Source organism: Haloarcula onubensis (genome assembly GCF_031624605.1).
Taxonomy (GTDB): domain Archaea; phylum Halobacteriota; class Halobacteria; order Halobacteriales; family Haloarculaceae; genus Haloarcula; species Haloarcula onubensis.
This window is the reverse complement of record NZ_JAMQOS010000001.1, coordinates 715,598-727,213: the sequence shown is the minus strand read 5'-3', so window position 1 is coordinate 727,213 and position 11,616 is coordinate 715,598. Positions and strand designations below refer to the sequence as shown.

8 protein-coding genes and 1 pseudogene are annotated in these 11,616 nt (G+C 70.2%); 5 read left to right on the top strand and 4 right to left on the bottom strand.

Features of this window, described 5'->3' with window-relative positions; translation table 11 throughout:
- The first annotated feature begins 68 nt into the window (after window positions 1–68).
- Window positions 69–644, top strand: a complete 576-nt coding sequence (locus NDI86_RS03705) for an HdeD family acid-resistance protein (RefSeq protein ID WP_310899048.1) — start codon at window positions 69–71, stop codon at window positions 642–644.
- 51 nt (window positions 645–695) lie between these two features.
- Here NDI86_RS03705 and NDI86_RS03700 read toward each other — a convergent pair whose 3' ends face one another.
- Entirely contained in the window at window positions 696–2,537 is a 1,842-nt protein-coding gene (locus tag NDI86_RS03700) for a cation:proton antiporter domain-containing protein (protein WP_310899047.1), read from the bottom strand.
- 294 nt (window positions 2,538–2,831) lie between these two features.
- Here NDI86_RS03700 and NDI86_RS03695 point away from each other — a divergent pair.
- The 4 genes and pseudogenes from NDI86_RS03695 to folP all read left to right on the top strand — a co-directional run.
- Window positions 2,832–3,776: pseudogene (locus tag NDI86_RS03695) on the top strand (formate/nitrite transporter family protein); the annotation flags it as partial.
- A 42-nt stretch (window positions 3,777–3,818) separates the two neighbouring features.
- A complete protein-coding gene (locus NDI86_RS03690; protein ID WP_310899045.1) occupies window positions 3,819–4,343 on the top strand; it encodes a hypothetical protein in 525 nt (174 codons plus the stop codon).
- 102 nt (window positions 4,344–4,445) lie between these two features.
- On the top strand, window positions 4,446–5,219 hold the full coding sequence (locus NDI86_RS03685) for a hypothetical protein (RefSeq protein ID WP_310899044.1): 774 nt from the start codon (window positions 4,446–4,448) through the stop codon (window positions 5,217–5,219).
- Between the two features lie 98 nt (window positions 5,220–5,317).
- Window positions 5,318–7,780: a dihydropteroate synthase gene (folP, locus tag NDI86_RS03680; RefSeq protein WP_310899043.1), complete on the top strand. Its 2,463-nt coding sequence runs from the start codon at window positions 5,318–5,320 to the stop codon at window positions 7,778–7,780.
- Between the two features lie 3 nt (window positions 7,781–7,783).
- Here the strand turns inward: folP and NDI86_RS03675 are convergent, their stop codons facing one another.
- From NDI86_RS03675 to NDI86_RS03665, 3 genes are all read right to left on the bottom strand, one after another.
- Complete coding sequence (locus tag NDI86_RS03675; protein WP_310899042.1) at window positions 7,784–8,035, bottom strand: DUF7576 family protein; 252 nt, start codon at window positions 8,033–8,035, stop codon at window positions 7,784–7,786.
- Entirely contained in the window at window positions 8,019–8,312 is a 294-nt protein-coding gene (locus NDI86_RS03670) for a HalOD1 output domain-containing protein (RefSeq protein ID WP_310899041.1), read from the bottom strand. The genes NDI86_RS03675 and NDI86_RS03670 overlap by 17 nt, the downstream gene beginning before the upstream one ends.
- Before the next feature lie 94 nt (window positions 8,313–8,406).
- The gene (locus NDI86_RS03665; protein ID WP_310899040.1) at window positions 8,407–11,532 is read right to left on the bottom strand and encodes a bacterio-opsin activator domain-containing protein; all 3,126 of its coding nucleotides are present in this window, start codon (window positions 11,530–11,532) and stop codon (window positions 8,407–8,409) included.
- Between the last annotated feature and the right edge of the window lie 84 nt (window positions 11,533–11,616).

The following is an 11,616-nucleotide window of genomic DNA, read 5'->3' as shown; positions in this document are numbered from 1 at the left end:
CCACACATATATAATCTAAAAAATATGTTTTTCAGCTCATATAGCCCTAGCTCCGAACAGTGGTCTCAATGGCTACAGAATCTACAACCAACGAGTCGATGCAAGCACAGTTACAGCAGGGGGGTATCGTGGGTGGCGTCTTGCTGGCACTGCTCGGACTCCTCGCGCTGTTTACGCCCTTCATCACCGGTCTCGCGCTCTCGATACTGCTCGGCGCGGCGCTGGTCGTGGGGGCGCTCATCCACGTCGCGGCGGCCTTTTCGGCCGGGTCGGCGCGTGGCGTCCTCTGGCAAGTGGTGCTGGGTATCGTCTACGGCGTCGTCGGCATCTCGATACTGGCAAACCCGATACTCGGGCTGACGACGCTGACCATCCTGGTCATCGCGTTCTTCGCCGTCGAGGGTATCGTCCAGCTGGTCTGGGCAGTCACCGGCGCGGGGAGCCCGCTCTGGCTCGGCACAAGCGGTGTCATCTCGCTGCTGCTGGCGGGCATGCTGCTGGTCGGGTTCCCGGCCACCGCGCTGTGGGCCGTCGGCGTCCTCTTCGGCGTCGACCTGCTGGTCACCGGTATCACGATGGCCCTGCACGGCCGCAGCGAGCGGGAGACGACCGTCTCGGAGACGACGGCGGAGGCGGCCGGATAATCGCCGACACGGTATCCGTTTTTTCGGACGTCGCGGGTCGACAGCGGGCAGTCAGCCGCCGTCGGACAGCGACTCGATAGCGACCTCGACGGCCTCGACGTGCCCGAGCAGCGTCAGGTGGTCGCCCGCCCGTAACACGACGTTTGGCTCCGGGACGATGAACTCCTCGCCGCGCTGGACGAGGACGACGACACACCCCGTCGGGAGGGCCGCGTCGCCGAGCCGAGTGCCGGCGACCGACTCCGAGACGACTGTCTCCTCGGCGAGTGTCTGTCCGTGGTCGGCCGACGTCCGCCAGTCGAACAGGCTCGGGAGCGTGACGAGTTCGCCGATAGCGGCCACCGTCGCGCTCGACGGCGTTATCGTCGAGATGCCGAGGGCCCGAAACGCGTCGACCTTCGCGGGGTCGTTCACGAGCGAGACGAGCGACCCGACGCCGAAGGTCACGCTGGCCGCCTGGCACGCGAGGATGTTCACCGCGTCGTCGCCGGTCGTGGCGACGAGGCGCTCGGCGTCGGCCGCGCCCGCCTCGGCGAGCACCGCCGCGTCGGTCCCGTCGCCGTGGACGACCGAGTAGGCGTCCGCACGGAGTTCGGTCGCGGTCGCGTCGTCGCGCTCGACGATGACCGGGTTGCCGCCCTGTGCGTCGACGTCGTCCGCGAGCGCCCGACCGATGTCGCCGCCGCCGATGATGAGTGTCGTCATGGGTTCGATGTCGAGTGCCGCCGCAATTTGCGGTGCGCCGCCGGCTTCGAGGACCACCGTGACGAGGATGACGAGGAAGACCACCCCCGAGACGGCCGTCGCGTTCTCGACGCCCTCGGCGGCCAACTGGAGCGAGAACAGCGTCGCCGTCGCCGCCGGGATGATGCCCCGCGGGCCGACGGCCGAGACGAACAGCCGCTCCCGGCGGGAGAACGCGGAGCCACGGGTCGACAGGAACACGCTCAGGGGGCGGACGACGACCATCGCGACCAGGACGACCGCGACCCCGGCGAGCCCCAGCGCGACCAGTTCCTCGAAGCGGATGAGCGACGCGAGGACGATGTAGACGGTCCCGAGGACGAGCGTCGAGACGGCGCTGCCAAAGCGCGCAATCTCCCCCCGGTAGGGGATGTCGCTGTTGCCCATCACCAGCCCGGCGACCGCCACCGCCACGACGCCGGACTCGTCGCCAAACAGCGTCGCGAGCGAGTAGGTCAACAGCGCGACTCCCAGGATGGTGACCCGGGACGCCCCCGGGGACCGGCTGTACGTCCGGAGCACGTAGCCAAAGGCCACGGCGAGCACCAGACCGACGAGCGCGCCGACGCCGAGTTGCGTCACGAACTCGACGACGAGTGCCTCGACCCGCCGGGTCCGACTGGAGATGAGCGTCACCGAGAACACCGCCGACCCGAGGACCGAGGCCGTCACGTCGTTGACGATACCCTCAGTCTCCAGCAGGCTCGCGACCCGCTCGGTGACGGTGAGCTGTTCGAGCACCGGCGTGACGACCGTCGGCCCGGTGGCGACGAGCAACGCGGCGACGATGAGCGACAGCAACCAGTCGAGCCCCAGCAGTCCCCGGACGGCGAGTGCCATCCCGACGAACGTCACCGCGGCGCCGACGGTCACGAGCAACAGTGTGGCCCGCGGAGTCGCCAGAATCTTCTCGGTCGTCAGCGAGAACGCCCCCTCGAAGACGATAACCGCGACGGCGAAGCCGACGATGGCGGCGAGTTGCTCGCTCTCGAGGGACTGTCCCAGCAGCCCGAGGCCGTCCTGTCCCAGCACGACACCGAAGGCAAGCAAGAAGACGACGTTGGGAACCCGGTACCGGGCGCCCAGCAGTTTCGCCACGGCTGTCAGCGCGACGATAACGGAGACAGCGAGCAGTGGGTCCGTCGCCATGGTCAGTTGCGCAGTTCGGCGGCGTCGCTCGGCCGCGGCGAGCCGGCCGTGGACAGAGCCTGGCCCGCCGTCGGGATTGTAATACCGTTCGTATCCCGAGGACCGCCCGTGTCGCGGCGGTCGCTACCGACCGCCACGACGCCGACGACGGGTAAGACGCAGTTACCCACTCCCGTCGCTCCGAACGGGTGTCGGGCCAGTTCGCGCGAGTAGTGTGTCGGCGACGGGCGTCACGGAGTACCACGGCCGAACGCCGCCGAAAGACCCATCATGTCAGTCGGACTACTTTTCTGCATGGCTGATGGTGACCGCGACGAGAGCCTTCGGGACGCCGTTGACCGGTCGAGCAGCGGCGCGCCGGCCGGCGGCCACGCGATTCGGGACCGGTTCTCCTCGAACGAGATATTCCAGCGCATCGTCGTGGCGGCCGACGAGGAGATAACGTCCCGGCCCCGCAGGCTGTTCGCCGGCGGGCTCGCTGGGGGGTTTGCCATCACGATTACCTTTCTCCTCTACGCCTCGATGACGGCGAGTACGGACGGGGACCCGGTCGGCAGCGCCCTGCTGTACCCGCTTGGCTTCGTGTTCATCATTCTGGGCGACTACGAACTGTACACCGAGAACACGCTCCCGCCGGTGACGCTCGTCCTCGAACGCATCGCCTCTCTCCCCACGCTGGGACGCATCTGGGTGCTGGTCCTGCTGGGGAACTTCGCCGGCGGCGCCCTCGGCGCGCTCGCGCTCTCCGCGACGGGCGTGCTGTCGTCGGCGTCGGCGACCGCTGCCGCGGGCGTTGCCACCGAAGCCATCGAGACCCCCTGGTGGACGCTGTTCACCAAAGCGATGGTGGCCGGGCTCATCGTCGCCGGCGTCGTCTGGGTGGACTACTCGCTGCGGGACGGCATCGCCCGCATCGCGATGGTGTATCTCGCCTTCCTCGCGATTCCCTTCGGCAACCTCTATCACGTCGTCGTCTCCTGGACGGAGATGCTGTATCTCGTCTTCGAGGGCGACCTCGCGCTCGCGGTCGGGGTCCGGGAGTTCGTCGTCCCCGTCCTGCTTGGCAACTCCATCGGCGGCGTCCTGCTCGTGACCGTCGTCAACTACTTCCAGACGACCGAGCGCCGGGTCGCGACCGCGCGGGTCAGCGAAATCGAGCCGCTGTCGGTGCGGGAGTGGCTGCTGGGCGGCGTCGCCGGCGACGACCGCTCGTATGTCCCGACGGAGGACGACCGGGAGTGATGTCCAAACGCATTTGCACAGACATCCGCTAGCTCGACCGTGAGCTTCCTCGCCGACAACCGCCACTGGCTGCTGTTTGCCGCCACGGTGCTGTCCGGACTGGGCACCGTCGGCGTCGCCGTCACCGGCGTCCTCGCGACCGTCTCCGTGCTGGTGACCGGCGGGTCGCTGGTGCTGACCGTCGGCGGCTTCCTGCTCGCGACGCTGGTACTGGGCGGGCTGACACTGGTCTTTGCCGCCGCGCTCCTCTCGACGCTCGCCAGTCGCGCCTCGCTCCCGTCGGTGCCCCGGAGCCAGCGCGCCGCGAACGTCCTCCACGGGCTGGAAGCCGCCGTGCCCCCGCTCCGGCGCCTCGGGCTGGCCGACCGCCTCGAACCGACGGTCGAGGACCGACGGGCCGCGCTGAAAGCGCGCTACGTCGAGGGCGACCTCTCGGAACACCAGTTCGAGGCGGCGCTGCACGACCTGCTCGACGAGGAGGAACGGCGAGTGCCGGAGGTCGAGTCCCTTGACGCGGACGAGACCACACCCACCGACCGAGAGCGCGAACTCGAGCGGGAGTAGCGAGGTATCGAGCGCAGCGAGATACCTCGAACGCGACGCGGTGACCGACGGGGCTGCACCGCAGCAGGCGGCTTTTTATCCGGGCCGGCCGTCGTGACGAGTATGAGCAAGTTCACGCTGTACCGGGCCGACGTCGACTCGCCCCGCCTCGCTCGCGTGCTCGGCAAGGTGCCGGGCGTCGCGGTCGGCGGGGAGCAGGCGGCCAGCGAGCGCGAGGCGCATCGCGCCTCGGAACGGTCTCGCGGTGACGGCGAGGAACCGCGAGACGCCCCGGACGAGCCGGCGGCGCCGGGAGCGTCCGACGAGAGCGAGGACGACGGCCTGCGCGAGACGGTCCCCGTGCCGGAGACCGACGCCGACGCGAAATCGGCCGTGAAGACCTACGGCCTGCTCGGGCTGGGCGTCTCGATGGTGGCGCTCGGCATCGCGACCGTCGGTATCTGGGTGTATCGCCGGCGGACGGGCGACGGCGAGTCCGAGACCCCGCCGCCGTCGACGGGGCTGGACGCCGACGCGACGGTATCGCCGGCCCCGTCGACGGCCACCGACGAAACCGAGAGCGATACCGTGCTGTCCCGACCGGGCGAGCAGTCCGACGAGGAGGCGGAACCCGAGCGCGGCCGAATCGAGGGCGACCGCACGGACGTCGAGTGGACGACCAGAGACACGACGCCGGACGAGGAACCCGAGGCGACGCCGAGCGAACTGGAGCCGTCGGCACCGGGTCCAGCGGAGCCGTCGGCCGACGAGGACAGAGCCCGCCCGACCGAGTCGGTCGACGCCGCGCCGCTGCTTGGCGCCGCCTTCCTCGCGCTGAGTGGCGCCGTCGTCAAGTGGCTCCAGTCCGGCGGCGAGGCGTCGGACGAGCCGTCGTAGTCCCGGAGTCTCGACCGCCGGTCGGGCCGATGACCGACACGCAGCGACACCAGTCCCCGGTCCGACAACCTAAAGCGGGCGGCTCCGAAACTCCGGGCATGGAGTTCCACGAGGCCGCGAACTTCCTCTTCGAGTTGCGCCGGTTCGACTCCCGGGCCGGCACCGACGCCACCCGGGGGTTGCTGGCGGCGCTTGGCGACCCCCACGAGGGGCCGCCCTGTGTGCAGATTGCCGGCTCCAACGGGAAGGGGTCGACCGCCCGGATGGTCGAGCGGGCACTCCGGGAGGCCGGCCTCGACGTCGGCCTCTACACCTCGCCACACCTCGACGACGTCCGCGAGCGCATCCGCGTCAACGGCCACAACGTGTCCGAGGCCGCCGTCGTCGAGTTCGTCGAACGGGCACGGGAGCACATCACCGAGGAGGGGGCCAGCGGCGACTCGCCGACCTTCTTCGAGACGCTGACCGCCTTCGCCTTCTGGGAGTTCGACCGCCAGGACGTCGATATCGCCGTGCTGGAGGTCGGCATCGGCGGACGGTACGACGCCACCAGTGTCGTCGACCCCGTCGCCAGCGCGGTGACGAGCGTCACGCTGGAGCACACGGACATCCTCGGCGACACGGTCGCGGAGATAGCCACGGACAAGGCCCACGTCGCGCCCGCCGACCGGCCGCTGGTGACCGGGACGACCGGCGCGGCGCTCGCGGCGGTCCGCGAGCAGGCCGGCGACGTCGTGACCGTCGGCGACGGGAGCGAGGGCGACCCCGACGTGCGGGTCAGCTACGGCGGCCGCGAGGGGCTGGAGGCGGCCGTCGGCGTCGACGGCCCAGACTGGGCCGTCGACACGCAGCTGCCGCTGCTGGGCGAGCACCAGGCCGACAACGCGGGTATCGCCGCGACGCTCGTCCGGCAGGTCGCGGACGCCCTCGGGACCGATATCTCCCGGGCCGACGTCGAGCGGGGCCTGCGCAACGCCCACTGGCCGGGCCGCTTCGAGGTGATGGGCGAGTCCCCCCTCGTCGTCCTCGACGGCGCGCACAACCCCGGCGGGCTGGCGCGGACGATGGCAACGCTCGATAGCTTCGACTTCGAGGAGCTCCACGTCATCCTGGGCGCGATGGTCGACAAGGACCACGCGGCCATGGCCGCCGAACTCGCCGCCGCCGACCACGCCATCGCCTGTCGCGCGAACGTCGACCGGGCGGAGGCCCCGGAGGTGCTGGCCGAGGGGCTGCGCGAGGCCACCGACGCCGACATCGACACCCGCGCGGACGTGGCCGGTGCGGTCGAGCAGGCACTGGACGCCGCGAGCGAGGGCGACGCCGTCCTCGTCACCGGCTCGCTGTACGCCGTCCGCGAGGCCCGCACGCGCTGGGCGCGGGCGATGGTCCCGAAAGACGTCGACTCGATTTCCGAGGCCGAGGCGACGCTGTCCGGGGCCCACGTCACCGACGCGGGCGCGTGGCGGATGCGCGGCAAGGCCGTCCACCGCGTCCTCAGGACTCGGGTCCAGCCCCGCCAGGCGGGGTATCTCAAAGAGGAACTGCTGTCGCTGGGCGGGGAGTGTGCCGTCTCCGGGCTGAACGACCAGGACGAGGAGCGCGTCGACTGCGTCCTGATGGGGACGCTGGCGCAGTTCAGTCGCCTGGCCGAGAAACTCGACGGCCAGCCCTACGGGCTCTCGGCGTTCGCCGACGAGCTACGCGAGGCACTCGACATCCAGCAGCCACCCGCGACGAGCGACTACCCCTGGAGCGACGGCACCGCGGTGATGGGCATCCTCAACATCACGCCCGACTCGTTCCACGACGGCGGGGAGTACAACGCCGTCGAGGACGCCGTCGCACGCGCGGAGGCGATGGTCGAGGACGGCGCCGACATCCTCGACATCGGCGGCGAGTCGACCAGACCGGGCGCCGAGCCCGTCCCGGTCCAGGACGAAATCGACCGCGTCGTCCCGGTCGTCGAGGCGCTGGCCGACGTGGACGTGGCCCTCTCCGTCGACACCCGGAAGGCCGCGGTGGCCCGCGCGGCCCTCGACGCCGGCGCGGACATCTTAAACGACGTGTCGGGCCTGGAAGACCCCGAGATGCGACTGGTCGCCGCCGAGTACGACGTGCCCGTGGTCGTGATGCACTCGATTCATACGCCCGTCGACCCCGACAGCGACATCCACTACGACGACGTCGTGAGAGACTGTATCGACCAGTTGACCGAACGGGTCCTGCTGGCGGAGAAGGCGGGGCTCGACCGCGAGCAGATTCTCGTCGACCCCGGCATCGGTTTCGGGAAGTCACCCGCCGAGAGCTTCGAGTTGCTCGACCGACTCGAGGAGTTCCGGGCGCTTGGCTGTCCGGTGCTGGTCGGCCACTCCCACAAGTCGCTGTTCGGATTCGTCGGCGAACAGCCCGGCGACTGCCTGGCGGCCACCATCGCGGGGACGACCATCGCCACCGAACGGGGCGCGGACGTGATACGCGTTCACGACGTGGCCGAGAACGTCGCCGCGGTCAACGTCGCGCAGGCGACCCGCGACCAGGACGGGTTCGACGGCCAGTGACGGTCAGCGCTCGGTCGCCCAGGCGGCCACGCAGTCCTCGTCGCAGAAGTGCCGGAGACACAGTCGGTCGTCGCCGTCGCGCTCCGTGCGGACGGGATGCCACTCCGTCGGCGTAATCCGTCCCCCGCAGTTGACACACTGTCTGTGGCCGTCCGCACGCCTGTCGGCCATGCCCGTCAGGTCGTCCGGCCGCTCGCGTGCCGACGCCGAGCCGTGGCTCCCGGGACGGGACGTCCGTTCATCGCTCCGGCTCATCGTCGTCGAGCGGGGTGACGGCCACTTCGCCGTCGGCGCGGACGCACACGCGACACCCCTCCCAGGAGAACGCGAGTTCGAGCCCGGGCGCAGGGACGGTCGTCGTCTCACCGATGGCGTCTATCACGTCGGGGTCGAGCACTCGATAGAGCGGCGAGAGGTCGAGCGGGTCGAGGCCCTTTGCCGCGGCGACCGCCTCGACGACGGTGGTACTCAGTGACCCGTCTCGACAGACAGTCGTTACCGGCTCCGGGGCCAACGTAGCTTGTGACTCCATATACGTCCGAAAGGCCCACACCGGCGTAGCCCTGCTCACTACATCTGTGTACGGCCGGGGGCCCCGTTACAACGTGTGTGGTATTCGGGGCGAATCAGTCGAACAGGCGAGACAGGAGCTTTCGCTCGGCGGTCCGCAGGTGGTTGTTGAACGTCGACTGGGTGATGTCGAGCGAGCCAGCGACCTCTTCGCCGGTCCGTTCTCGCGGCCACTCGAAGTAGCCACTGAGGTACGCCGTCTTGAGAACCTCCCGCTGTCGGTCGGTCATCTCGTCGGTCAACAGGGCCTCGAAGGCCTGTCCGCCCGTGTCGGGCGGTTGTGTCTCGCGACGGGCCCGCAACTCGACCGTGACGTCGGTCGCCTCGAGTCGGTCGACGAAGGTCCGGACCGACAGCGACTTCGGAAGCTCGATGACCGCGTCGGCCGTACCGTCGGCTATCGTGATAGAGCGGGCGACGGCCCCGAGCGTCACCAGCGTCGCCGGCGTCGTCTGCCCCAGCACGACCAGGGCGTATCGGGGCTCCGACGACTCGTCGAGTCGGGCGACCTCCGGGATAGCGACGATGTCCTCGGCCGCTCGCTCGAACGTGTCGGCGTCCACACCGGCGACGGTCGCGAAGACGCGAGTCCGATTGCCCTCCTTCGGAACCGTCCCAGTGACCTCGATAGTGGCGTCGGCCGCCGTCGTGAGACGGGTCAGCGGGTCGTCCGAGTCCTCGATAGTGAGCCGCAGTTCCACCAGGCTGTCGCTGTGGAGGGCCTGTCTGGTCTCGGCCGCGTTCATCGCGTTGCCGATGGTGTCACCGAGTTCGGCGAGTACGTCCCGGGAGAGCGGGTCGAGTGCGCCCGGCGCGTCGGTGTAGACGGTGAGGACGCCGTACTGGACGCCGTCGTACTGGACGGGGACGCTGAGCGCCGACTGGAGGCCGTGGGAGAGCGCCCGCCGTCGCCACGGTTCGGCCCGCAGGTCGTCGGCGACGTTGTCCGCGTGGGTAACCGCCCCCGTGACGGCGGTCCGGGCCGCCGGTTCGAGCGTGTCGGCGTCGGTCGAGAGCGACACCTGGTCGAGGTACCCCGGCACCGCTCCCGCCCAGGCCCGCGGCGTCACGCTCGGGCCGGTCCGCTCGCCGACCCAGGCGAACCGGAACCGGTCGGCGCCCGTCAACCGCTCGCAGACCGCCTCGGCTATCTCCGCGGTCGTCGACGCCCCGATGAGCGCCCGGTCGATATCGCGGACGGTGTCGTTGAGGCGGCGCAGACGGTCCAGCCGCCTGGTCTTCGCGGCGAGCGCTCGCTCCTGTGCCCGGAGAGTGTCGGCGTGGTCGACGCGGTCGAGCGTGGCCTCTGCAGTCGCAGCCAGGTGGTCCGCCGCCTGCCGGACCCGCTCGTCGAGGGGCCCGTCCGGTGAGAGGACCGCGAGCACGCCGTGGTCGCCGAGCGGAATCCAGAGCCCGGACTGGAACGACCCGTCCGTGTCGGCGTCGGCCAGGTCGTCGCGGACGACCGTCTCGCCGTCGAGGAAGCTCTCCCAGGCGACCGACTGTACCGACGACGCCAGCGTCGGCGAGGCGTCACAGCGCTCGGCCAGGGCGGGGGTCGTCGCGGCCCGCCGCAGGCGGTTGTCCGTCTCGTCGAAGTGATAGACCGCGACGGTGTCGATAGCCAGCGCGGCCACCGCGGCGTCGGCGGTCCGCTCGGCGGCGTCGGCCACCGAGTCCGCCCGGACGAGGTCCCGGCTCGCCTCGTGGAGCCGCGAGAGCATCCGTTCGAGGCGCTTCCGGTCGGAGAGGTCCATCGCGGCCGCCGTCAGGCCGACGACCTCGCCCGCGTCGTCGCGCAGCGGCTCGACGGTGAGGTCGTAGGTCACCGTCCCGCTCGGGAGTTCGTACGTTATCTCCTCGCGAACCCCCTCGCCTGTCTCCAGCGCCCGCCGCTTGGGCGCCATGATTTCCGCGGCCGGTCCCGGCGGCAGCAGTTCGTCGTCGCGCTTGCCAAGCACCGCAGACTCGTCGAAGTCAGCGTGTGGGTTGCCAATCCACGTGTACCGGAGGTCTGTGTCCAGCCGAAAGGCTGTAAACGGGGAGTTCGCAAGGGCGACGCGGAAGTGTTCGCGCTCGGTCCGGAGCTCGCGTTGGAGGCGCTTTTGCTCGGTGGCGTCCCGGAGAACGCCGAGTGACCGCGTTCGGTCGCCGTCCCTGACGTGTTCGCCGTCGGCCGAGACCCATCGCTCGCCGTCGTCTGTGCCGACGACGCGAAACTCCACGGACCAGTCCGTCCCCGGCTCCGGCGACCGGAACGTCCGGGCGACCCGCTCCCGGTCGTCCGGGTGGACGTACTGGAGGACGGTGTCGAGGGGCAGGTCCTCTGGGTCCTCGTCGCCGAACAGCGACTCCGACGGCAGCGACCGGACGGCCACCGTCCCGTGTTCGTGGTCTACGCCCAGAAGTCGAATTCCGCCGGCGGAGAGCGCCGACCGCAGATGCGGTCCGGACAGCCGGTGGTCGTCGGCCCGGCCGGTCGCCGACGACCCCAACGTGTCCAGCATCCGGTCGACGGTCCGCTCCGGAGAGTCCCCGTTCCAGACGACCGACGGCGGCGTGTAGTAGCCGTTGCGGGCGACCGACCCGTCGGTGACGACGAGCGGGTGGGCTCGGATAGCGTCACGGAGGAACTCGGCCGGGAACCGGTCGCGGCGGTAGCCACAGAGAGCGATGACCGGCTCGTTCTCACAGAGGGACGACAGCCCCTGCTCGTAGTCGGCGGCGGCGTCCGGGTCGCCGTCGAAGACGCGGCTCACCTCGGTGACGACACGGACCGCGTCGTACTCACCGGCGTCGGTCGCCGCCGTCCGCTCGATTCGGTCCAGCACCGCTTCGGGCGCGGGGTCGTCCGGGAGGCCGGACCCAGTGGTGCTCAGAACCGTGAGCGCGCCCGAATCGACGTGTGCGTCGGCGTCGATTCCGCCGGCGCGCATCGCGTCCTCGACGGTGGCCCCGTCGCGCTCACCGGCCAGATACAGCACTCGCTCGCCGGCGGCGAGCCCGTGGCGAACGAACCGAGAGGCACCGGAGGCGTGGCCGTCGTCGGCTTCCGAAACGAGGACGAGGTGACACGAATGCGGCGCTTCGGGCGCAAGGGCGGGCGACCGGTCGAAACTCGCCAGTGCTCGTCGAGTGAGTGACTCGCTCGGGAAGCCCTCGTCGTCTGCCGACAGCCCCATGAGTATTTCTCGTCCCGACGCCGGATATCGTGAGCGCCTAACATTTTAGATACGTCGACAGAAGTCGCCGAGGATGGCGCCCGC